A 20,390-nucleotide genomic window follows, 5' to 3' on the forward strand; every position below is an offset into this window, starting at 1 on the left:
AGTACGACTGACATAGCTGTGCGTTCTGCGTGGGGTGGCTTGAAAGGCACGCTCCCGGGCCGCTTTTGCCGCAGGGTCGCGTAGTGACGGCGAATGCGACGAATCGGTGTCGTGGTCAACCCCATCGCCGGCATGGGCGGCCGCGTCGGCCTCAAGGGCACTGACGGGAAAGTCGACGAGGCGCGCCGGCGCGGCGCGGAGCAACGCGCACCGGACCGCGCACGGACAGCGCTTGCCTCACTCGCCGAGGTCGGGACGGACGTGGCACTGCTCACGTACGGCGACCCGATGGGAGAGCGTCTCGCTCGTGAGGTGGGATTCGATCCGATGGTCGTCGGCGCTCCGGCGAGCGCTGATGAGACAGGCAGCGAGGACACCCGAGATGCGGTCCGAGCGTTCGTCGAGGCGGATGTGGACGTGATTCTGTTCGTCGGTGGCGACGGCACGGCTGTCGACGTGGCGACGACCCTCGACGAACTGGACGCTGACATTCCGATTCTGGGCGTCCCGGCTGGCGTCAAGGTGTACTCCTCCGTGTTTGGTGTGTCGCCGCGCGCGGCCGGGCGTATCGTGGCCCGCTTCTCCGAGACGGAGCGCGCGGAGGTCAACGACATCGACGAGGACGCCTTCAGAGGCGGGGAAGTCGTCACTGAACTCCGGGCCGTCGCGGAAGTGCCTGTCGCCGACCAGCGCCAGTCTGCGAAGCAGTTGGGCGGCGGCAGCGTCGAGTCCCTCGCCGAGAGCGTCGCCGACGCCGTCGAGTCGGGCGTCACCTACGTCCTTGGTCCGGGGAGCACGGTTGGTGCTATCAAGGAACAACTCGGGTTCGACGGGACGACGCTCGGCGTGGATGTGTGGCGCGACGGGGAGGTGCTTGCTCGCGACGCCGCCGAATCAGACATCCTCGATGCCCTCGGCAACCGAAACGTCATTGTCGTCTCGCCCATCGGCGGGCAGGGGTTCGTGTTCGGCAGGGGGAACCAGCAACTGTCACCGGCGGTCATCAGGCAGTGTGACCTCGAAGTCGTCGCCTCCCGCCGGAAACTGGACGGTATCGGCACGCTCCGCGTCGACACAGGCGACCCGGACCTAGACGAGGAACTGCGCGGCTGGCTGCGGGTCCGCGTCGGTCGACACGAACGCAGACTCGTCGAAGTCGTCTAATCTGTATGGCCTCCCCAGCCGAGAGACGCAAGCTATGATATATCGGCTGCGGTATTTTATCATGTATAGTCAAGATTAAGGTATCTCACGCCCCACAAAGGACATATGGAAACCCGGAAAGTCCAGCGACTGGGGCCGTCAACGCTCGCGATGACGTTGCCGGCGGAGTGGGCCAGTGAGCACGACGTTGAAAAAGGCGACGAGGTGTCGCTACGAATGGGCGGCAAAGGCACGCTGACAGTCATGCCCGAGTCCGTCCAGACCGAGGAATCAGAAGCTATCATCCACGCGGAGAATCTCGATGCCGCGTCTGTCGAGCGGGCTATCGTCGCCCAGTACGTGCTCGGCCGGCGTGTCATCCACGTCGAAGCTCCCGAGGGTGAGACGCTGGAATCCTCTCACATCAACGCCGTCTACAACGCCGAAACTCAGCTGATGGGTCTCGGCGTCATTGAGGAGACGCCCGACCGGATCGCGATTCGCTGCTCCGTCGACCCGGAGGACTTCACGCTTAACAACCTCCTCGAACGGCTGGAATCCACCGGCTCAACGATGCGAAACGAGGCAGTGAAATCCCTCGCTCACGGCAATCCCGACCTCGCCCAGCGGGCGCTCAACCGCGAGCGACAGGCCAACAAGATATTCGTCCTCCTGCTACGGCTCATCTTCACGGCCTACCAGAACCCCAACCTCGCGCGGGCTATCGGCCTCAACGACGGCTTCCCGCTCATCGGCTATCGTTCGATTGCGAAGAACCTCGAACTGACGGCGGACAACGCCGAGGACATCGCCGAGATCGCGCTGGAGACCGACGACCACTCCCTCAACGTCGACAGTTCGACGATGCGTCGCATCCGCGAGTTCACCGACCAGGTCAACGACATTACCGAGCTGGCGGTGCAGGCGGCTGTCGACCGCAACTACGACACCGCGATTCAGGTCCGAGAGTTGTACAAGGACATCGGCGACAAGGAACACGAAATCCTTGACGACCTGCCGGAGATGGACAACGAGGCGCTACTGGAAGTGCGTGAAGTGCTGGTCAGTCTTCAGCAGACGGCCGAGTTTGCGGTCCGAAGCGCCGAAATCGCGACGAACCTCGCGCTCAACGAGGAATCGGAACACACGACGATCGAGTGAGGCGGCTACCGCGGCCCGCGGTTGCGGTTTGCAGCAACAGTCCTGTTTTCGGACTCCACCATCTAATTTAGCAGGTTCACTGCCACGACAAACTGCGGTGAAAAACACTTGTGCCTTTGAGTGGGCATTGTGAACGGTCCAGTATGAAGCGGCCTGTCGGTCCACCGACACCCATTCACATCACTGTCAAAGAGACCATCGCGGCGCTTGAGGACTGTCACCCCACGCAACTCGGGAGCCTTGACATGGTTGTCGACGGTGAGCGTCTGGACGCAGTATCGGATATCCCACCGGGAGAGTTGCCGATGCTGTTCCAGTACTGCGGCTACACGATAACGATCGATGGCACGGGGATGCTCTATGTCGAGAACTGAGGGAGCGGATTACTAGTACTGACTACCCGAGGAGGCCGCCATCGTCTGTTTCGGTTTCAGTCGGCGTGGCCGTCTCCGTTGGGGTCGCTGTGGGTTTCTCGGTCGTCGTTTCAGTCGTGGCCTCCGTGTCCGTCTCTCCGCCGTCAAACAGGCCGTCATCCGTCTGTGTGTCCTCATCACCCAGTAGTCCACCGTCTGTTTCGGTTTCCGTGGGTGTCGGTGTCAGGGTTGCAGTTGCGCTATCGGCTGTCGAACTATCGGACCCATCGCTGGAGCCGTCAGCGGCCCCATCGCCGGTCGGGTACTGCGCCTTGGTGCCGAAGATGTCTGTCTCTATTTCCTGCTGGTAGTCGATTGAGTCCAGGTCGACTCTGAACTGCTCGTTGCCACCCTCAAGGACGAGATAGAAATCGATGTAGAGGTCCGTCTGCTGGTTTCGCTGGAGGTGGGTCACCCACCAGCGGTCAAGGTTCTCGTTCTGGATAGCGGTGTTCGCTTCGAGTGTCGTCTCCTCGCCGGGGCTGAGGACGTAGCCACGATCCGTTTCGCCTTCGCCGACGGTCACGTCGTTCATCCGGATGGTGTAGCCGACCTTGGTAATCGTGTATGGGTACGGCTTGGGGTTGTACACGTCGAATGCAAGGTCAAGCGGCGTCTCGGACTGGGTGAGGTTTTCCTGATCCCATGTGCCGCGAGTCTCGTTGATGTAGAGCACGGGGTCCGAGACGAGCGGCTGGTCGGCCTCGACGGGACGTGTCTCGGTGGAGTTGAACTGGCTGAGGAGGTCCGTCTCGATAGTTCGTTCCTGGCTAAATGACACTGACCGACCGCCGAGCGTCGAGGAGGTGACGGTCGCGTCGATGCCCACCGTCGTCGTCTCGCCGTTGTCGATGTGGGTGACCCACCACGGCGGGATACGGTCGTTTTGCATCTCGGTGCTGAACTGCAGCGTCGAGTTCCCAGTACCGAGCTCAACGCCCTGCTTGTTCCCCTGTGCCATCCCCACGCCGTTCATCGAGATGGTGTAATTGACTCCCACACCGCCCAGCTGGACGCCGACGGGGTTGGGATTAGTCACGGTCAGGTTCGTCGCCACAGTGGTCGTCTGGTTCGAGACGCCCGCGAAGTGGTTGTCCACGGACGCGACGCTGGGTGTGCCAAGAACGCCGAGCGCGACACTGCCCCCTGCGACAGCGACGACCGCGACGACCAGCACGCCAACTATTCTCAACCGTCTCATAATTGTACACCCATCTTCGATGGGTCGGTATATGTCCTGTGGCTCCAGCCCGAATGAACTAAGTGGGCAACACCGAAAGCGTCGTACATGAGTTCCAAGGCGTCCAAAAGCGACATGGGGATGGGCCTGGCCCTGCTGTTCGGGCTCGTCTCGGTCGGCGCGGCCCTGTTCACAGCAACCAACAGCTACAACTACGCAGTTTTGCACGCACAGGAGCTTGAGACGGGGAACCTGCTTGTGACCTCCGGCGGCGCGTTCGGGCTCGCCATGCTGGCCGCGGCCGTGGCTATCGTGGCGATTCACGCCTACGACGCCTGAGGTCTGGTATCAGCGGAGAGACTGTGAAGGGAACCGTTAAAAACGCTGAGACCGTATATATTGTATGGCCGATTACAGCGAGGAAGACCGACGCATTCTCGAATATCTCCGGGACAGCGTCTCGCGTGGGGAGAGCTACTTCCGCGCGAAGAACATCGCTGAGCAGCTCGGCCTCTCGTCGAAGCAAGTGGGAGCACGGCTGCCACGCTTAGCTGAAGAGGCCGACGAAGTCGAAATCGAGAAGTGGGGACGAGCACGGTCGACGACGTGGCGCGTCACGCCGACCGGGTAGCCCCCGTTGGGTTTTACGCACTGTTACAATCGGTGGATTCATCGGCCAGTAGTCCTGAGTACCTTCCATGACTGTCCGGGCCGAGCGAACGATGACTGTGCCGGCCACACCGGAACGTGTCTGGGAATTCATCACCGACCCGGATAAACGGGCTCGGCCGATCAGCGTCGTCACAGACTGGGAAGTCATCGACGACACACACGCGAACTGGTCGATCGAACTCCCGATTCCAGTAGTCAACCGGACGATGACGGTGAAAACCGAGGACGTCGAGCAGCGTCGCCCGGAGTACGCCCGCTTCATCGGTCGCTCGAAGGTGATGACCGTCCAGGGTGAACACGAACTCGAAGAGACGGCTGACGGCGGCACGAAACTGACCAACCGGTTCATCGTCGACGGCAAACTCCCCGGCGTCGAGCGGTTTTTCAAGCGGAACCTCGACGATGAGATGCAGAACCTCGAACAGGCACTGCGGGACGACCTCGAAGTCGAAGTATGAGGCTCACGCTTGCCCAGATAGACGTATCGTCAGACTCGGTGGCCGAGAACGTCAGTCGCGCGACGACCGCCATCAGGGACGCGGCCGCGGAGGGCGCGGACCTCGTCGTGCTCCCGGAACTGTTCAACATCGGGTACTTCGCCTTCGACCGCTACGCCCGTGAGGCAGAGGGGCTGGACGGCGAGACGCTTAGCCGGATTCGCAGCGTCGCAACAGACAACGACGTGGCGGTGCTGGCCGGGAGCGTCGTTGAGGACCTCGCGGCCAGCGCTGACAGCGGGTTCGACGTGCCCGCGGATGAGGGGCTGGCCAATACTGCTGTATTCTTCGACCGCGACGGGGAGCGCCGGGCGGTGTACCGGAAACACCATTTGTTCGGCTACGATTCCGCGGAATCCCAGTTACTGGAGCGGGGTGAGACGGTTCCGACTGTCGACTTCGAGGGATTCACCGTGGGAGTCACCACCTGCTATGACCTCAGGTTCCCGGAACTGTATCGCCACCTCGTCGACGAAGGCGTGACGCTGACGCTCGTGCCCAGCGCGTGGCCGTATCCGCGCGTCGAACACTGGAAACTGTTCGGTCGCGCCCGTGCCGTCGAGAACCAACTGTACGTCGCCGCGGCGAACGGCGTCGGACAGTTCGAGGACGCGGAACTGCTGGGTCGGTCGACGGTGTACGACCCGTGGGGGACGACACTCGCCAGCGCTGACGACCACCCGGCGCTGGTGACCGCCGCCCTCGACCCAGCGCGCGTCGAGCAGGTCCGCGATGAGTTCCCGGCGCTTGCTGATCGCCGGACAGACTGGCCGTAACTGCAGTCGCTGTTTGACAAAAAGCGGTTTTTGAGCGTTCGCCGTCATTATACTGCTCTCAGAACGAGTACGTCCCGTATGGCTTCCCGAATCAGGGTCCTCGCTGTCGTCGGTCTCCTCCTGCTGGCCGGCTGTACTGGCATGGGCGGAAGTGGCGATGCGGGCGAGGCACAGGGCGGCGGTGACGGCGCACAGATGTCCAGCAGCGGCGACGGGTCGAGTCAGCCTGTCGAAGCGGATTCCGGGGCGAGCGCTGGTGATCCCGAAAGCATTCAGGCCGGCGACGCGGCAGCCGATCGGGCAATCATTCGCAACGGACGGATGGTGGTCGAAGTGGAGAACTACTCCACGACAGCCGACGCAATCGCCGCCCGCGCTCGCACGTCCGGCGGGTACGTGAGCGACTCGAACCGCGAACTCCACCGTGACGACGGCGAGACGTGGTACACCGGCTACATTGTCGTTAGAGTGCCGAGCGAGGAGTACGAGCCGACGCAGTCGATGGTCAGCAAGCAGGGAACGGTCCGCTCCGAGGAAACAACGACGAAAGACGTGACCGACAAGCTCGTCGACCTCGAAGCACGGCTGACCAACCTCCGGGAGCGCCGCGACCGACTGCGGACCTTCTACGAACAGGCCAACAGCACAGAGGAACTGCTCCGCATCGAGGAACAACTGTCGTCGGTCCAGAGCGATATCGAACGCCTCGAAGCACAGAAGCGCTCGCTTGAACAGCGGGTCGCCTATTCGACGCTGCGTGTCGAGATCCATGAGCCAGCGCCCGAGCCGTCGGCCCAGCAAGTACCGTACCACGAGCGGTCGCTTGTCGCTGCGTTCCTCTCGTCAGTGACCGACGTGTACGTGTTCACCCGTGGGCTGCTGGTGACCGCCGCGAGTCTTGCGCCGTGGCTCGTCGTCCTCGCCGTCCCAGTCGTCGGCGGCCGCCGACTCCTTCGCGGGCGGTCGCTCCCGCTGCTGGGTCGACGTGGCACGTCTGAATCAGCCACAGAAGACGGCGACAACGGCGGTAGCGGCCCACAGCAGGACCCCACTCCCGAACCGACTGATGAGTCGCCCGACGACGAGGCGTAGCCGGAACCCGACACCGGGCCTTTTTTGCGTGTCCACTTGCTACGGGTAGCTGCCGGCAAGGCGCTTTTCACGTCGATGCCGGCGCTAACGCCCGTCTCGCTGCTCGGCCACTCGGCGTCGCTCGTCCGCCAAGGCTGTCCGGACAGCCTTTTCACTCCTCTCCCGGAGTCGACCCTTTCGCCTCTCCTCGCCTTTCGGATACTACCGACGGAGCGCTCCCGCTCAGCGGATAGTCCAACCAAGATGGATACCCTGCGTCCGTCGAGCTACCGCGTCCGTTCCCGTTCCAGCGCTTCGCTGAAGTGTTCGGGCGTGATCTCGACTTCCTCAGCGTTCTCGGTGGCTTCTTCCGGCCCGTAGGCGGACGCGACCTCCCGGATGGCCAGCATTGACGCTTCGCGGACGACGGCCTCCAACTCTGCGCCAGAGAAGCCGTCGGTCTCTTCAGCAAGGTCATCGATATCGGTGTCAGCGGCGAGTGGCTTCCCGGCGGTGTGGACGGCGAGAATCTCTTCGCGGGCCTCACGGTCGGGGTTCGGGACCTCGACGTGCTGTTCGAGGCGACCCGGTCGCAGGAGCGCATCGTCAATCATGTCCCGGCGGTTGGTCGCAGCCAGCACGACCAGATTGGGGTTCTCGGTGATGCCGTCCAGTTCGGCGAGCAGCTGGGAGACGACGCGCTCGGTGACCTCGTTGCCCTGACCGCGGTGGCTGGCGATGGCGTCGATCTCGTCGAGGAAGATGATGCTCGGTGCGGTCTGGCGGGCACGTTCGAACAGTTCCCGGACCGCTTCCTCGCTCTCGCCGACGTAGCGGTCCATGATTTCGGGGCCGGCGACGTGGATGAAGTTCACGTCGCTCTCGCCGGCGACGGCCCGAGCGAGCAGGGTTTTGCCGGTTCCCGGCGGGCCATACAGCAGGATGCCGCTGGGCGGGTCGGTATTCGTTGCGGTGAACAGTTCACCATACGACAGTGGCCACTCGATGGTCTCGGTCAGCGTCTGCTTGACCTCGGCCAGCCCGCCCACGTCGTCGAAAGTCGCTGTCGGCGACTCGGCGACGTACTCCCGCATCGCACTGGGGTCGACAGTGGCGAGCGCGGTCTCGAAGTCGTCCTGATGGACATCGCCATCATCGCGGTCTGTCCGGAGCGCGGCCATCGCGGCCTCGGTGGTCAGCGACGCGAGGTCAGCCCCGACAAAGCCGTGGGTCTGTGCGGCGATGCGGTCGAGGTCCACGTCCTCGTGCAGCGGCATATCCCGCGTGTGGACGTCCATAATCTCGCGGCGGCCGTGCTCGCCGGGGACGCCGATTTCGATTTCGCGGTCGAAGCGGCCACCGCGGCGCAGCGCCGGGTCGATGGCGTCGACGCGGTTCGTCGCGCCGATGACGACGACGCGGCCCCGGTCTTCGAGGCCGTCCATCAGCGTAAGCAACTGGGCGACGACCCGGTTCTCCATGTCGGCGTCCTCGTCTCGGGAGCCAGCGATTGAGTCAATTTCGTCGACAAAGAGGATAGCCGGCGCGTTCGCTTCGGCTTTCTCGAAGGCCTCGCGGAGTCGCTCCTCGCTTTCGCCCTTGTATTTCGAGACGATTTCGGGGCCGGAGATGGTGTCGAAGTAGGCATCGACCTCGTTGGCGACGGCGCGGGCGATGAGGGTTTTCCCTGTTCCGGGCGGGCCGTGGAGCAACACGCCGCTCGGTGGGTCGATACCCAGACGGCGGAACTCCTCGGGCTCCGAGAGGGGCATTTCTATCATCTCGCGGATACGGTCCAGTTCCTCGTCGAGGCCGCCGATGTCCTCGTAGCTCACCCCGGACTCCGTTTCGGCGGTCGGCGTGTTCGTTGTTGTTGTCTCGTCGGATGACGACTGGCTCCCACCGCTGCCGCCGTCGAGCCCCGGCAGCACGGTCACCGCTGTCGCGTCAGTAACTCGGACTGGCCCCGACGGAGACGTTTTCCGGACGAGGAAGGTTCCCAATCCATCGATGTGGGTCCGCTCGTCAGCCTGAATAATCTGGTCGACGAGACGCTTCCTGACCAGACTCTCATAGTCCTCGCTCCCCGGCATCGGTTCGACCGGCTGGACGGCGATTTCGGTGGCCTCTGAGACCGACCCGCTTGTTACTGTGACCGTGTCGCCGATGTTGACGCCGGCGTTGGCCCGGGTGTCCGAATCGATGCGGACAAACGAGCCGTCATCGTCAGCCGGCCAGACTTTCACGACAGTCATGTCATCCCCGTCGATGATGACGGGCGACCCGCTCAGCACGCCCAGTTCAGTCCGTGCGGACTCCGGCAGTCGTGCGATACCGCGCCCGGCGTCACGCTTGTTCGCACCCTCGACGGTGAGTTCGACACCGGCCTCAGTGGACCCGCTCATGCCGCCTTCTTGCAATCCGACTCCCTTGAGGGTTCCCGTTGTGTTGCGGGAAAATAATATACGGGCGGCAATTCGAGTCTCTGATATGGTTGTCCAAACTGAGCGAGACGAGGTCACGTGGTACAAGTGCGAGACCTGTGGCCTGATGTTCGACGACCAGAGCGACGCGCGCCAGCACGAGGAGAACTGTGACGACGAAGACCCGTCCTACATCCAGTAACGGTCCTCGCCCCGCAGTCGCGCCTGCCCCACTGCAGGGCTCACCCCTCGACGATTTCGAAGCTCCGCTCGCCGAGTTCGTCCTCCTCGAAGACGAATACCCGGCCGTTCGTCACGTCGTAGTCCACCTCAACTGCCGTCCGCATCTGATTGTCCCGGACCGTGACGCCCGGGAACAGTTCGTCTTCCTCACCGTCGTCGAGAATGACCCGTCCGACGCCCGTTTCTTCGAGAATGTCGTCGTGCGTCCGGAGGTCGTTGACGTACACGAGGATACCTGATGTCTCCGTTTTGTCGGTTATCAGGACGTGTGTGTCTTTCCCCGGGGCTGTCTGGATACGCTCTTCGACCGCCGTTGGGACGCCGTGATAGAACGCCTGGCGGCCGTCGAGGTACTCCACGACGACGCCGTCCTCGGTTAACTCGACCGAGACGGTGTCCGGTGCGATGTCCGACCGGTTGCTCATACCGGCCCTTCCGGCGGCGCGCTCAAAAGTGACGCGTTGTCGGTTTGGTCGGGTGGTCGTCCGGCAATCACACAGACAGGGTGCGAAAGGGACTAGTGACTCGCCTGTCTCCGTCTCACCATGACGAAGACCCTCGTCGTCGGACTCGACGGAGCGAGCTGGGAACTGCTCGACCCGTGGATCGAGGCCGGCGAGCTCCCGAATCTGGCCGCGCTGCGGGACACCGGCACCTGGGCGGGGACGCGGAGCTGTCTGCCGCCGGTGACGTTCCCGAACTGGAAGTGCTACTCCTCGGGCAAGGACCCCGGCGGGTTCGGCGTCTTCTGGTTCGAGAACGTCGACCTCGCCGCGGGCGAGATCAACGTGATGAACGGCGGCGACTACGACACCGCCGAGCTGTGGGATTACCTCAACGACGAGGGGCAGTCGGCTGGCGTCGTCAATATGCCGACGATGTACCCCCCGCGGGACATTGACGGCCTCGTCGTCGCGGGCGGCCCGGACGCCGTCGAGGGGGAGTACCGCTCGATCAGTTCCGGCTACACTTCGCCGCCGGAACTGGCCGAAGAGCTAGAGTCCCGCTTCGATTACAGCGTCCACCCGGAGCCGCTGCTGTCCTCGAATGACGAACGCGGCGCTGAGGTCAAGGCCATTCTTGACCTGCTAGAGAAGCGCTTCGAGGTGGCGACGACACTCATGGACGAGCGGGACCTCGATTTCGTCCACGTCACGCTGTTCTATCTCAACGTCCTGCATCACTTCTTCTGGGACGACGACCCCAGTCTGCGCGCGTGGCAGCTCGTCGACGAGTGGGTCGGCCGGTTCGACGACCGCGAGGACCTGAACCTCGTGTTGATGTCCGACCACGGTTGTGACGCCACACAGACGGAATTTTACATCAACGAGTGGCTGGCCGAGAACGGCTATCAGGTCCGGGATACGAGCGTCGACGCGCTCCTCACGCGAATCGGGCTCGACCGAGAGAACCTGCTCGCGGTCGCAAAGCGGGCTGGACTGGTCGATACACTTGCCCGCGTCGTCCCTGAGTCTATCCAGCAACTCGTCCCGCAGCGCGACGGCGTCAAACGGGACCGCAAGCTCGAAGCCATCGACCTGGAACAGACGAAGGTCGTTGCTAGCGGGCAGGGGCCGGTGTACATCAACCCCCGATTCGACGTGGAATCGGTCCGCGAGTCGCTGATGGCCGACCTCCGCGAGGTCGAAGACGAGCACGGGCCGCTGTTCACTGACGTGTACAGAGGCGAGGACGTGTACAACGGCCCCTACGTCGACGCCGGTCCAGAGGTCGTTGTCGACCAGCGCCCAGGTGTCCACGTCAACGACGGCATCGGCGGCGGCACCATCCAGAGCGGCCCGGACCGCTGGGCGGCCGAGAACACACCCTACGGCATCTTCGCCGCCAGCGGGCCGGATTTCGAGCCACAGGGCGAACTCGACCGTATCAGCATTCTCGATATCGCGCCGACGGTGCTGGCTGCCCACGGCTGCGCTGTCCCGACTGATATGCGTGGCAAGGTGCTCCCGGTATTCCCCGACGACCCTGATGTCGGCGAGCGTGCCCCACTCAGTATCGAGGACGCCCTCGGAAGCGACGACGGCGACGCCGTCGAAGACCGGCTGAAACAACTGGGATACATGGAGTAGTTCCGTCTGTGAGTACGACCGGCGTTCAAATGAGTGAACCCAATGGGATAAGTAGCCGCTCCCGATACACACCGGTATGGTTAGCATCGATCTGAACAACAGCCAGCGAACGATGCTTACGACGCTGGTAAACAGGTATCAACAGACCGGTGAGGCAGTTACCGGCGAGACAATCGCGGAGGAAATCGACCGGAACCCCGGAACGGTACGGAACCAGATGCAGAGTCTGACCTCGCTGGGACTTGTCGAAGGTATTCCCGGCCCAACGGGTGGGTACAAGCCGACATCCGAGGCATTCGACGCAATCGACCGCCAGCAGATAGACGAGGCAGAGAGCGTCGTCGTCGCCCACGACTACGATCGGGTCGACGTCACCGTCGAGGAAATCAACTTCACGAACGTTCACGACCCGGAAAAGTGCCGCGCCCGGTTCCACCTCCAGAGTTCGGTGCAGGATTTCAGCGAGGGACAGGCCGTCATTCTCGGCCCGACGCCGATCTCGAAGCTCGTCGTCGCCGGGACGGTTGTCGCTGTCGACGAATCGAACAGCGAAATCCTCCTCGATGTCGCGAAAATAGAAGGCCCTGTAGAAGAACCGGACAAATAGCCGTTCCGTGCGACCACGCAGCGTGCTGTAGCGCTTTCAGGGATCGACGCGGTCGATCCACAGCGTCGGCGTCTCTATCTCGTCTTCGGTGGGGAGGGTGTCCGGAGAGTCCCAGACGCGTCCGGCCGCAGCGACGCCGCGGGCGTCGGCGACCGTGTCGAAGAACGCCTTCCCGCGTTCGTACTGCTGGCGTTTCATTCCGAGGCCGAGCAGTCGGCGCATGAGCGACGCGATGGGGCCACGCCCCTGTCGGCGCTCGTCGACTTTCCGCCGCAGGTCGTCGTACTCGTCGTCGAAGGCGCGGTCCATCAGCAGTTCCGCGTACCCTTCGACGGCGGTCATCGTCGTATCGAGTTCGCCAAGCGTTGCGCGGTCGATGTTGCCGTCGGTGAGGTTGTCGATGGCGTCCTCCATCGCCGTTTCGAGGTGGTCAGACAGCCACGGGGCCGCGCCGAACTCCGCTGCGTGCGTGACCTCGTGGAACGCGATCCAGCGGCGGAAGCGGTCCCGCTCGACGTTCAACTGGCTGGCGACCCGGTTGATGTTGGGGCGCACGAAGTACAGCGCGTGGGCGTCGTTGTCCGCGAGCAAGACGGGGTCGTACTGGCCCAAGACGTTGTTTCCAAGAAACGACAGTGCAACGGCCATCGACCCGGTGTTCACGACACGGGCGATGCCGGGCATATACTCGGCCTGCTGTTCTATCGGCTCCATTACACGGCTGAACGTGGCGACGTTGGCGTCGATCCAGTGGTGGCGGTTCTGGATCTCGACGGTTTCGGGCAGGTCAAAGGCGAGTTCGCCGACCTCTCGGACGCGGTCCCGTGCGTCCCGAACGTCGGTCGCGTAGCCGTCGCGTTCGGGCGTCTCAACGGTGAGGTCACCCGTGTCCGTGGCGCCCTTCGCGGCGTCGGCGACAGCACTCCAGTCGATGGGGCCGTCGCCGGTCGCGCCGGCGACAGCCTGAACGCTGTGGTATAGTCCCATACGTCTGAAATGAGACGGGAGAAAATAGGCCTTCTCCCTGTGAAAACGACCCCCGGCGTTCGCTTCGGGAGCCACTGTGGCGCGGGACGTGGCCCTACAGGACTTCGTCGCTGTCGTCATCAGCGGTAGACCCGCCGAAGTACAGGCGCAGAACGAGCGCGACGACTGCGACGACGCCGAGTACCGCGAGCGCAAGGCGACCGACGCTGGGGCCACTGCCGCCTTCTGTGTCCGTTTCGTCGCTCGCTTTGTCCGTCTGGGACCGCGACCACCGTGATTTGTGCTCCGATTCGTCGTCATCATCGGCAGCGCTGAACGGGGCGTTCGCAGTGAACTCGGCGCCGTCGAGATGCAGTTCGAGGAGGGTGAATTCTGCCATACTGACAGTTCGACGCCACGACTCTTAGCCGTGGCGGTACCGGGACCACGCCGAGATGTCCCAGACCGTATGCCGTCCGTTGTTTTCATGACAACGGGGCAATTATCTCGTGTATGGACACACGACGACGAGAGTTCCTTGAATCGCTGCTGACAACGCCCGGCCCGTCTGGATACGAGGCCGACAGCCAGCGGGTGTGGCTCGACTACGTCAGCGAGTTCGCCGACGAGGTCCGAACGGACGACTACGGGAACGCTGTTGCGAAGGTTGAGGGCGGCGACACAACCGTTGCGCTCGCAGGCCACGGCGACGAAATTGGGTTCATCGTTCGGGACTTCACGGACGATGGCTTCGTCAAACTGGGCCGCATCGGCGGCTCTGACAAGACCGTCTCGCGCGGGCAACACGTCACTATTCACACGGCTGACGGTCCTGTCTCGGGTGTCGTGGGACAGACCGCAATTCACCTCCGAGATTCGGACGACGACTCGGTGCCGGAGATCGCTGAACAGCACGTCGACATCGGGGCCGAGGACGGCGACGAGGTAGAATCGCTCGTCGACCGCGGCGACCCGGTGACGTTCGTCCAGACGCTGAGTGAACTGGAGAACGGCCGCCTCGCTGCACGGGCGATGGACAACCGTATCGGCATCTGGGCGGCCGCAGAGGGCCTCCGCCGCGCGGCAGAGTCAGATGCGGACGCAACGGTGTACGCTGTTTCGACGGTGCAGGAAGAAGTCGGTGTACAGGGTGCGAAGATGGTTGGATTCGACCTCGCGCCCGATGTCGCCATCGCAGCGGACGTGACACACGCAACGGACGCACCGGGCTCGCCGGGCAAAGCCGCGACGGGTGTGGAACTCGGCGAGGGACCGGTCGTTGCTCGCGGGAGCGCGAACCACCCGGTCGCCGTCGACGCCCTTCGAGAAACGAGTGACGCCGAGGACATCGACATCCAGTTGCAGGCGACCGGTATCCGGACCGGGACCGACGCGGACGCCTTCTACACTTCCCGCGGTGGGATTCCATCGGTCAACGTCGGCCTGCCGAACCGCTACATGCACACGCCGGTCGAAGTCATCGACCCGGACGACCTCGACGCGCTCGCGGACCTGCTCGCTGGCTTCGCCGTCCGAGCGGCCGAGCAAGCGCCCTTTAGCGTCGACGTGTAGGATAGTTGAACGCTCTCGCGCGCCATCAGACAAACGGTACGTTTAAGCGGCCATCACTATCCAAACCGTACATGAGTGGACGACCGCTAGATGTACTCGAAGCGTCCCTCGGTGAGACAGTCACCGTACAGCTGAAGGGTGGCGAACTGTTCGAGGGGGAACTCACCGGCTACGACCAACACATGAACCTCGTCGTCGAGGATGAAGACACAACGATTATACGCGGCGATAACGTCGTCTCAATTACTCCATGACTGGCGCAGGAACTCCGAGTCAGGGCAAGAAAAACACCACGACGCACACGAAGTGCCGACGGTGTGGTGAAAAGTCGTATCACACGAAAAAGAAGGTCTGCTCGTCGTGCGGTTTCGGCAAGTCGGCCAAGCGGCGTGACTACGAGTGGCAGTCGAAAGCGGGCGAATAACTCACTCAACACAAATGCACGAGAAGTGCGGCGTTGTTGGCATCTCTTTGGAGGACCGTGACGCCGCCCGACCGCTTTACTACTCCTTGTACGCGCTCCAGCATCGCGGCCAGGAATCGGCCGGTATCGTCACCCACGACGGGTTCCAGCAGTACAGCCATGTCGAAATGGGACTCGTCGGTGACGCATTCGACCCCGGCGATCTGGAGGCGCTCAACGGCTCCAACGGTATCGGTCACGTCCGATACCCGACGGCCGGGAGTGTCAACGCCTGCTGTGCCCAGCCGTTCTCCGTCTCGTTCAAGTCGGGGTCGCTGGGCCTGTCCCACAACGGGAACCTCGTCAACGCTGACGAGATCGGCGACGAACTGGCTGACCTCGGCCACGCCTTTACGTCCGATGGCGACACCGAGGTCATCGCCCACGACCTCGCGCGTAATCTCCTCGAGGAGGATCTGGTTCGGGCTGTCAAACGGACGATGAATCGCATCCACGGGTCGTACTCGCTGACTATCATGCACGACGAGACGGTCCTCGGCGTGCGCGACCCGCAGGGGAACCGACCGCTGTGTATCGGCGAACTCGAGGACGGCTACGTCCTCGCCTCCGAATCAGCAGCCATCGACACCCTTGACGGCGAACTGATCCGTGATGTCAAGCCCGGCGAACTCGTCGTCCTGCACGCCGACGGAACGGGCTACGACACCTATCAGCTTGTCGAGCCAGAGAACACGGCCCATTGCTTCTTCGAACACGTCTACTTCGCGCGACCGGACTCGACCATTGACGAGAACCTCGTCTACGAGGTCCGGCGCGAACTCGGTCGGAAACTCTGGGAGGAGTCCGGCGTCGAGTCGGACGTGGTGTTGCCGGTGCCCGACTCCGGGCGTGCGTTCGCCTCCGGATACGCTGAGGCCGCACAGGACGACGGCTCGAACATCGAGTTCGCCGAGGGGCTGATGAAAAACCGGTACGTCGGTCGCACCTTCATCATGCCGACGCAGGACGAACGCGAGCGGGCTGTCCGACTGAAGCTCAACCCCATCAAGTCCACAATCGAGGGCAAAAGCGTCACCATCATCGACGACTCTATTGTCCGCGGGACGACCTCGACGCAACTGATCAAGCTGCTGAAAGACGCCGGGGCCGAGGAGGTCCACGTCCGCATCGGCGCGCCGCCCATCGTCGCGCCCTGTTACATGGGCATCGACATGGCCTCCCGCGATGAACTCATCGCCGGGAACCAGTCTGTCGACGAAATCCGCGACGAAATCGAGGCGGACTCGCTGTCGTATCTCTCTATCGACGCCATCGCGGAAACGCTGGACAAGAGCCGGACTGACCTCTGTCTCGGCTGTGTCACCGGCGAATACCCCTACGATATTGAGGGCGAGGCGACGGATCGGGACGTTGCCCGCCCGGATATCGGGACGCAGTCGAGCCCGGCTGACGACTAGCGTCGTCGGTGCTGCACAGCACTACATTTTTGCCCAGTCCGAGCGAGGCGTCGCCCATGCCAGGGCCGTCCTTTCTCGCGACCGACCGAACCGCCCTCCGGTCCCCGGAACGAGACGACCTCGACTGGATACAACACGTCTTTCACGACGAACAGGTCTGGGGGCTGGGGACATACGCCCGCCCGCCGACCGGCGACCAGATGGAGACCTACTACGAAGAGACCCTTTCTGACGAGGACTCGGTCCATCTACTGGTCTGTATCGATCCGACTGGGAGTCCCGGCCCAGTTGAGGACCGGACTGAGCCGGTCGGACTCGTCGCCATGACGGACCACGACACGGAGCGCGGCACAGCCGAACTGGCGTACTGGCTTGACCCGGACGCCTGGGGTCAGGGGTACGCCACTGAGGCGGCGGGCAGGCTGGTCCAGTATGGCTTCGACCAGCGGGCGCTCCGGAAATGGTCGGCAAAGATTGTGGGCGGAAACGACCGCTCCGTCGCGGTGATCGAACGACTGGGATTCACGAAAGAGGGCACGCACCGAGCGGAGTGGTATCTCGACGGCGCGTGGCGCGATATGTTGTGGTTCGGCCTGCTTCGAACAGAGCGCGACTAGGCCTTACCACACCAGATACAGCATCGCGTACACGACGATTCCCATCGAGAAGGAGATCAGCCACAGGCTTGCGGCCAGCTTTCCGGCTCGCGGGTGGTTTGTCGATGGCAGTTCCGAGACGGGGTATGTGTAAGCCAGAAGCAGGACGTAGTACACCGCCGGGATGGCGATGATGGCGAGCAAGATGTGGACGGCGAGAAACGGCAGGTAGAAGTAGGTCTCGACGACTGACGGGCCGGTGAAGTCCGTCGGCCCGACGAGCGTTATCCGGTAGAGGTACAGCACGAGAAACAGGGCGAACAGGCCAAACGAGGAGAGCATCAGTTTCCGGTGTCGAGCGATGTTTCCGCGGCGGATGGCCCGGACACCGCCGATGATTGTTCCGATAGCGAGGGCGCTGACTACGGCGTTGGCGTGGGGAATTGCCCCGAGAACGCTCGCGGGCGCAGCGGGGAGGGCCGACTGGGGAATCGCCCCGAGAACGGCCCCGAACACGAGCGCAAGCGACACGACCGTCAACAGGCCAGTGAGTGCTGGCACGCGATACCGAGCCTGAAGATCCATATCACAACTCCGGACTGAATCCAGAATACGGTTTCGAGTCGCGTACGGCGAGGCGGGGTCCTACGTGGTTTTCGCTGCCGGCCGCTCGACGTCGGTTACGTCCAGCCGGACCCGTCCCGCCGATTCGTTGGAGAGGGCGATTTCCCACCCGTGGCCCTGTGCGATTTCCCGGATCACGGCGAGGTGGAGCCCGACCCCTTCGTCACTGGAGGCGTAGTAGAGTTCAAACGGCCCCTCGTTTCCCGTCTCCAACGGAGGGCCGTTGTGTTCGAGGGCGAACCCATCGGCCGTGTCCATGACAGTTATCTTCCCGGTATCGCTCTGCTCCGTCGCGAGCCGGAAGAAATTCTTCGCGAGCTGACACAGCCGGGTGCTATCGGCCAATATCGTCTCGGTACAGTCGATTTCGATGGTCGACCCATCGGTGTTGACCGTCGCCCAGGCGTCCGCCATCACGTCGCAGAGTGTGACTGGCTCGACGGTGTACTGTCGGCCGCCCTGTCGGGCGATCTGCATGAGGTCGTCGATAAGAAACGACATACGGGTGTGGCTGCGCTGGATGGCGTCGAACTCCTCGGCGTCGTGTTCAGGGGCTAGCAGTTCGACCCGTCCCATCGCTGCCTGAAGCGGGTTCCGGAGTTCGTGTGAGATGATCTGTGCAAGCTCTCGGAGCCGCTCTTTCTGTCGTTCCAGCTCCGTCGTCCGCTGCTGGAGCGCGTCTTTCGTCTGGCTCGCGTCGATAGCCAGCGCGATATTGTGGCCGACCTCCCGGAACGTGTCCTGTTCTTCCATGTCGAAGATATCGACACGGTCGGCGTACACTCCGAGGACACCGTACGACGCCCCATCGTACACCAGTGGAACAGCGAGCACGCGGACGCAGTCCGTCTCCAGTGCGTCTGTGCCGTTCGCGACCGTTGCTGGGTCGATGTCTGCAACGACCAGTCTGTCCTCCGAGTCAGCGCGACGCAACGGCTCCGGCACGGCGATGGAAACGCGGTCTCGCTGTGAGCCCAGCGCTCGAACGACCGGCCTGTCGTGCTGACAGGTCACCGTACAGGCTTCGCTGTATCTGGACGTGCCCGCCAGCACTGCCGTGACGTCGTGTTCGATATCTATCCGTGACTGTGAGCGGACGAGCGCCTGATTGACCAGCCGGACGGCCTCGTTGAGCTGTTTTCGCTTGTTTGCCCGTTGACGGGCCGGGCTGGACGCGACGGCGGCGTCGACCTGTGCCAGAAGCCGCTGGTGGGCGTCAGCCACGGTGTTCGGAACGTATCCGAACACGTCGCGGCCGTATGCCTCACGAGCGATGTCTCCGTTCGTCACCTCAGCAAAAAGGATGACTGGAAGTTCGGGATGGCTTTCCCGCAGTCGTTCGATAAGCGTTAGCCCACCGAGGTACTGTGTTCCGTCCGGGTTCCCCACTTCGCAGTTCGTGACGACACAATCCGTGTCGTACTCGCCGAGCGCACACTCCAGTTCACGAACACCATCGAACTCGTGGACGGTGAGACCGCTGTCCCGAAGCATCGAAATCGCGGCCCTGTCCTGGCTCGGACTACGGACAAACAGGACGGTGGGCTGTGACTTCATCACCCTTCCGAGGAGACACACACATAAAGAAGTTACACCACGACCATCCCTCTTACTGACACTTCGCCCGTCTCAGCGACGGTATCGCCCAATTCAGGGGACGATTTATACTCGTGGCAGCGAATCCTCTGATGATGGCACAACCGGGGCTGGAGATTCATCAGACTCAGGCGGCAGTCCTCGATGCGATACAATCACTTACCGACAGTGCCGAGGAGAGTCTCACGGTTGCGGTACCGATATCCGCCCTCTCGGAGCTTGTGCCGCAACTCAGCGCCGCTATCGAGCGGGATGTGCTGGTGTTGTTACTGGTCCATGGCGATGAGACAGGACCGACGCCCGCATACGAGGATATCGCAACAGCGGTCAGGACAATCGAGAGCGACATCACCCCATTGCTCGTTACCGCCGACACCCAGCGTGGACTCACTGGGCATTCCGGACTGCTGACTGACTCGATAGCAGAATATCAGGCAACCGAATTCGATAACAAGAACCTCGCGCACGACCAGTTCACGATGTTTCTCGGGAGCCACTGGCTGATGGGGACGGAACGCTACGTCGCCGACGTGTGTGAGTTCCCGCGGACGTTCTCCGCGTTTCAGTTCGCGGTGCTCATGTCGGCGCTGGCGCTGCGCGCGGGGACGCAGATTACTGCTCGCGCCCGGGTACTCTCGACGGCTGACCGAACTGAGACAACGATATCGGGGCCGGTCATAAACGCCCGGCAGAGTCTCGTCTATCCCGCATCGAGCACGAACCCGGCCGAACGGTCACTCACCATCGAGACCGAGGACGGACCAGTCACTGTCGGCGGGTCCGGTGCCACGAAGGAAGCCTACGAGTGTCGTGAAATCACGCTTGACAGGGCTGACAATCAATAACGCAGCAGGAAACGTGCCTACAGTGCGGAAAATC

24 protein-coding genes are annotated in these 20,390 nt (G+C 62.9%); 17 read left to right on the forward strand and 7 right to left on the reverse strand.

Going from position 1 to position 20,390, the window contains the following annotated elements:
* Positions 1-93: 93 nt before the first annotated feature.
* The 3 genes from AV059_RS15845 (at position 94) to AV059_RS15855 (ending at position 2,678) form a co-directional block, all read left to right on the forward strand.
* Entirely contained in the window at positions 94-1,164 is a 1,071-nt protein-coding gene (locus AV059_RS15845) for an ATP-NAD kinase family protein (RefSeq protein ID WP_058995965.1), read from the forward strand.
* Positions 1,165-1,269: 105 nt separating this feature from the next.
* The gene (locus tag AV059_RS15850; protein ID WP_058995968.1) at positions 1,270-2,304 is read left to right on the forward strand and encodes a phosphate uptake regulator PhoU; all 1,035 of its coding nucleotides are present in this window, start codon (positions 1,270-1,272) and stop codon (positions 2,302-2,304) included.
* Between the two features lie 143 nt (positions 2,305-2,447).
* On the forward strand, positions 2,448-2,678 hold the full coding sequence (locus AV059_RS15855; protein ID WP_058995970.1) for a HalOD1 output domain-containing protein: 231 nt from the start codon (positions 2,448-2,450) through the stop codon (positions 2,676-2,678).
* A gap of 22 nt (positions 2,679-2,700) precedes the next feature.
* On the opposite strand, the gene AV059_RS15860 is transcribed toward AV059_RS15855, so the two are convergent.
* A complete protein-coding gene (locus AV059_RS15860; RefSeq protein WP_058995972.1) occupies positions 2,701-3,918 on the reverse strand; it encodes an LEA type 2 family protein in 1,218 nt (405 codons plus the stop codon).
* Positions 3,919-4,038: 120 nt separating this feature from the next.
* Here AV059_RS15860 and AV059_RS15865 point away from each other — a divergent pair, with 120 nt between their 5' ends.
* The 5 genes from AV059_RS15865 (at position 4,039) to AV059_RS15885 (ending at position 6,934) form a co-directional block, all read left to right on the forward strand.
* Positions 4,039-4,236 (forward strand): hypothetical protein, encoded by a 198-nt coding sequence (locus AV059_RS15865; RefSeq protein WP_058997641.1) that lies wholly within the window; start codon positions 4,039-4,041, stop codon positions 4,234-4,236.
* A 64-nt stretch (positions 4,237-4,300) separates the two neighbouring features.
* On the forward strand, positions 4,301-4,528 hold the full coding sequence (locus AV059_RS15870; RefSeq protein ID WP_004592831.1) for a hypothetical protein: 228 nt from the start codon (positions 4,301-4,303) through the stop codon (positions 4,526-4,528).
* 67 nt (positions 4,529-4,595) lie between these two features.
* Complete coding sequence (locus AV059_RS15875) at positions 4,596-5,027, forward strand: SRPBCC family protein (RefSeq protein WP_058995974.1); 432 nt, start codon at positions 4,596-4,598, stop codon at positions 5,025-5,027.
* Complete coding sequence (locus AV059_RS15880) at positions 5,024-5,842, forward strand: carbon-nitrogen family hydrolase (protein ID WP_058995976.1); 819 nt, start codon at positions 5,024-5,026, stop codon at positions 5,840-5,842. Before AV059_RS15875 ends, AV059_RS15880 begins: the two co-directional genes overlap by 4 nt.
* Positions 5,843-5,920: 78 nt before the next feature.
* On the forward strand, positions 5,921-6,934 hold the full coding sequence (locus AV059_RS15885; RefSeq protein ID WP_058995978.1) for a DUF4349 domain-containing protein: 1,014 nt from the start codon (positions 5,921-5,923) through the stop codon (positions 6,932-6,934).
* Positions 6,935-7,200: 266 nt separating this feature from the next.
* Here the strand turns inward: AV059_RS15885 and AV059_RS15890 are convergent, their stop codons facing one another.
* A complete protein-coding gene (locus AV059_RS15890) occupies positions 7,201-9,318 on the reverse strand; it encodes a CDC48 family AAA ATPase (RefSeq protein ID WP_058995979.1) in 2,118 nt (705 codons plus the stop codon).
* Between the two features lie 85 nt (positions 9,319-9,403).
* Here AV059_RS15890 and AV059_RS23015 point away from each other — a divergent pair, with 85 nt between their 5' ends.
* On the forward strand, positions 9,404-9,538 hold the full coding sequence (locus tag AV059_RS23015) for a hypothetical protein (protein ID WP_004517924.1): 135 nt from the start codon (positions 9,404-9,406) through the stop codon (positions 9,536-9,538).
* Between the two features lie 40 nt (positions 9,539-9,578).
* Here the strand turns inward: AV059_RS23015 and AV059_RS15900 are convergent, their stop codons facing one another.
* Positions 9,579-10,004, reverse strand: a complete 426-nt coding sequence (locus tag AV059_RS15900) for a DUF5796 family protein (RefSeq protein WP_058995982.1) — start codon at positions 10,002-10,004, stop codon at positions 9,579-9,581.
* Between the two features lie 120 nt (positions 10,005-10,124).
* Between AV059_RS15900 and AV059_RS15905 the strand changes: the two genes are divergently transcribed.
* Both AV059_RS15905 and AV059_RS15910 read left to right on the forward strand, forming a co-directional pair.
* Positions 10,125-11,669, forward strand: a complete 1,545-nt coding sequence (locus AV059_RS15905) for an alkaline phosphatase family protein (protein ID WP_058995984.1) — start codon at positions 10,125-10,127, stop codon at positions 11,667-11,669.
* Positions 11,670-11,745: 76 nt separating this feature from the next.
* A complete protein-coding gene (locus AV059_RS15910; RefSeq protein ID WP_058995986.1) occupies positions 11,746-12,276 on the forward strand; it encodes an Rrf2 family transcriptional regulator in 531 nt (176 codons plus the stop codon).
* A 36-nt stretch (positions 12,277-12,312) separates the two neighbouring features.
* On the opposite strand, the gene AV059_RS15915 is transcribed toward AV059_RS15910, so the two are convergent.
* Together AV059_RS15915 and AV059_RS15920 are read right to left on the reverse strand one after the other, a co-directional pair.
* Positions 12,313-13,263, reverse strand: coding sequence for a zinc-dependent metalloprotease (locus AV059_RS15915; RefSeq protein WP_058995988.1), 951 nt, complete (start codon positions 13,261-13,263; stop codon positions 12,313-12,315).
* A 94-nt stretch (positions 13,264-13,357) separates the two neighbouring features.
* Positions 13,358-13,642, reverse strand: coding sequence for a hypothetical protein (locus AV059_RS15920; protein ID WP_058995990.1), 285 nt, complete (start codon positions 13,640-13,642; stop codon positions 13,358-13,360).
* A 113-nt stretch (positions 13,643-13,755) separates the two neighbouring features.
* On the opposite strand from AV059_RS15920, the gene AV059_RS15925 reads away from it, so the two are divergent.
* The 5 genes from AV059_RS15925 (at position 13,756) to AV059_RS15940 (ending at position 17,312) form a co-directional block, all read left to right on the forward strand.
* Entirely contained in the window at positions 13,756-14,814 is a 1,059-nt protein-coding gene (locus AV059_RS15925; RefSeq protein ID WP_058995992.1) for a M20/M25/M40 family metallo-hydrolase, read from the forward strand.
* Between the two features lie 71 nt (positions 14,815-14,885).
* On the forward strand, positions 14,886-15,068 hold the full coding sequence (locus tag AV059_RS15930; protein WP_004517917.1) for an LSM domain-containing protein: 183 nt from the start codon (positions 14,886-14,888) through the stop codon (positions 15,066-15,068).
* A complete protein-coding gene (locus tag AV059_RS21655; RefSeq protein WP_004517916.1) occupies positions 15,065-15,238 on the forward strand; it encodes a 50S ribosomal protein L37e in 174 nt (57 codons plus the stop codon). The genes AV059_RS15930 and AV059_RS21655 overlap by 4 nt, the downstream gene beginning before the upstream one ends.
* A gap of 14 nt (positions 15,239-15,252) precedes the next feature.
* Positions 15,253-16,695 carry an amidophosphoribosyltransferase gene (gene purF / locus AV059_RS15935; RefSeq protein WP_058995995.1) on the forward strand — a complete coding sequence of 481 codons (1,443 nt, stop codon included), beginning with the start codon at positions 15,253-15,255 and terminating at the stop codon, positions 16,693-16,695.
* Between the two features lie 56 nt (positions 16,696-16,751).
* Positions 16,752-17,312: a GNAT family N-acetyltransferase gene (locus tag AV059_RS15940; RefSeq protein ID WP_058995997.1), complete on the forward strand. Its 561-nt coding sequence runs from the start codon at positions 16,752-16,754 to the stop codon at positions 17,310-17,312.
* 3 nt (positions 17,313-17,315) lie between these two features.
* Here AV059_RS15940 and AV059_RS15945 read toward each other — a convergent pair whose 3' ends face one another.
* Together AV059_RS15945 and AV059_RS15950 are read right to left on the reverse strand one after the other, a co-directional pair.
* Positions 17,316-17,876 (reverse strand): DUF420 domain-containing protein, encoded by a 561-nt coding sequence (locus AV059_RS15945; protein ID WP_004961586.1) that lies wholly within the window; start codon positions 17,874-17,876, stop codon positions 17,316-17,318.
* 60 nt (positions 17,877-17,936) lie between these two features.
* Positions 17,937-19,472: a hybrid sensor histidine kinase/response regulator gene (locus AV059_RS15950; protein WP_058995999.1), complete on the reverse strand. Its 1,536-nt coding sequence runs from the start codon at positions 19,470-19,472 to the stop codon at positions 17,937-17,939.
* Between the two features lie 131 nt (positions 19,473-19,603).
* Between AV059_RS15950 and AV059_RS15955 the strand changes: the two genes are divergently transcribed.
* Positions 19,604-20,356: a TrmB family transcriptional regulator sugar-binding domain-containing protein gene (locus AV059_RS15955; RefSeq protein WP_058996000.1), complete on the forward strand. Its 753-nt coding sequence runs from the start codon at positions 19,604-19,606 to the stop codon at positions 20,354-20,356.
* Positions 20,357-20,390: the final 34 nt, after the last annotated feature.

This window comes from Haloarcula sp. CBA1127 (assembly GCF_001485575.1).
Classification (GTDB): Archaea; Halobacteriota; Halobacteria; order Halobacteriales; family Haloarculaceae; genus Haloarcula.

What these genes read in the sequence shown, in the direction of transcription:
- AV059_RS15845 (WP_058995965.1), top strand. Translation starts at nt 94, where the DNA reads ATGCGACGAATCGGTGTCGTGGTCAACCCCATCGCCGGCATGGGCGGC.
- AV059_RS15850 (WP_058995968.1), top strand. Translation starts at nt 1,270, where the DNA reads ATGGAAACCCGGAAAGTCCAGCGACTGGGGCCGTCAACGCTCGCGATG.
- AV059_RS15855 (WP_058995970.1), top strand. Translation starts at nt 2,448, where the DNA reads ATGAAGCGGCCTGTCGGTCCACCGACACCCATTCACATCACTGTCAAA.
- AV059_RS15860 (WP_058995972.1), bottom strand. Translation starts at nt 3,918, where the DNA reads ATGAGACGGTTGAGAATAGTTGGCGTGCTGGTCGTCGCGGTCGTCGCT.
- AV059_RS15865 (WP_058997641.1), top strand. Translation starts at nt 4,039, where the DNA reads ATGGGCCTGGCCCTGCTGTTCGGGCTCGTCTCGGTCGGCGCGGCCCTG.
- AV059_RS15870 (WP_004592831.1), top strand. Translation starts at nt 4,301, where the DNA reads ATGGCCGATTACAGCGAGGAAGACCGACGCATTCTCGAATATCTCCGG.
- AV059_RS15875 (WP_058995974.1), top strand. Translation starts at nt 4,596, where the DNA reads ATGACTGTCCGGGCCGAGCGAACGATGACTGTGCCGGCCACACCGGAA.
- AV059_RS15880 (WP_058995976.1), top strand. Translation starts at nt 5,024, where the DNA reads ATGAGGCTCACGCTTGCCCAGATAGACGTATCGTCAGACTCGGTGGCC.
- AV059_RS15885 (WP_058995978.1), top strand. Translation starts at nt 5,921, where the DNA reads ATGGCTTCCCGAATCAGGGTCCTCGCTGTCGTCGGTCTCCTCCTGCTG.
- AV059_RS15890 (WP_058995979.1), bottom strand. Translation starts at nt 9,318, where the DNA reads ATGAGCGGGTCCACTGAGGCCGGTGTCGAACTCACCGTCGAGGGTGCG.
- AV059_RS23015 (WP_004517924.1), top strand. Translation starts at nt 9,404, where the DNA reads ATGGTTGTCCAAACTGAGCGAGACGAGGTCACGTGGTACAAGTGCGAG.
- AV059_RS15900 (WP_058995982.1), bottom strand. Translation starts at nt 10,004, where the DNA reads ATGAGCAACCGGTCGGACATCGCACCGGACACCGTCTCGGTCGAGTTA.
- AV059_RS15905 (WP_058995984.1), top strand. Translation starts at nt 10,125, where the DNA reads ATGACGAAGACCCTCGTCGTCGGACTCGACGGAGCGAGCTGGGAACTG.
- AV059_RS15910 (WP_058995986.1), top strand. Translation starts at nt 11,746, where the DNA reads ATGGTTAGCATCGATCTGAACAACAGCCAGCGAACGATGCTTACGACG.
- AV059_RS15915 (WP_058995988.1), bottom strand. Translation starts at nt 13,263, where the DNA reads ATGGGACTATACCACAGCGTTCAGGCTGTCGCCGGCGCGACCGGCGAC.
- AV059_RS15920 (WP_058995990.1), bottom strand. Translation starts at nt 13,642, where the DNA reads ATGGCAGAATTCACCCTCCTCGAACTGCATCTCGACGGCGCCGAGTTC.
- AV059_RS15925 (WP_058995992.1), top strand. Translation starts at nt 13,756, where the DNA reads ATGGACACACGACGACGAGAGTTCCTTGAATCGCTGCTGACAACGCCC.
- AV059_RS15930 (WP_004517917.1), top strand. Translation starts at nt 14,886, where the DNA reads ATGAGTGGACGACCGCTAGATGTACTCGAAGCGTCCCTCGGTGAGACA.
- AV059_RS21655 (WP_004517916.1), top strand. Translation starts at nt 15,065, where the DNA reads ATGACTGGCGCAGGAACTCCGAGTCAGGGCAAGAAAAACACCACGACG.
- purF (WP_058995995.1), top strand. Translation starts at nt 15,253, where the DNA reads ATGCACGAGAAGTGCGGCGTTGTTGGCATCTCTTTGGAGGACCGTGAC.
- AV059_RS15940 (WP_058995997.1), top strand. Translation starts at nt 16,752, where the DNA reads ATGCCAGGGCCGTCCTTTCTCGCGACCGACCGAACCGCCCTCCGGTCC.
- AV059_RS15945 (WP_004961586.1), bottom strand. Translation starts at nt 17,876, where the DNA reads ATGGATCTTCAGGCTCGGTATCGCGTGCCAGCACTCACTGGCCTGTTG.
- AV059_RS15950 (WP_058995999.1), bottom strand. Translation starts at nt 19,472, where the DNA reads ATGAAGTCACAGCCCACCGTCCTGTTTGTCCGTAGTCCGAGCCAGGAC.
- AV059_RS15955 (WP_058996000.1), top strand. Translation starts at nt 19,604, where the DNA reads ATGATGGCACAACCGGGGCTGGAGATTCATCAGACTCAGGCGGCAGTC.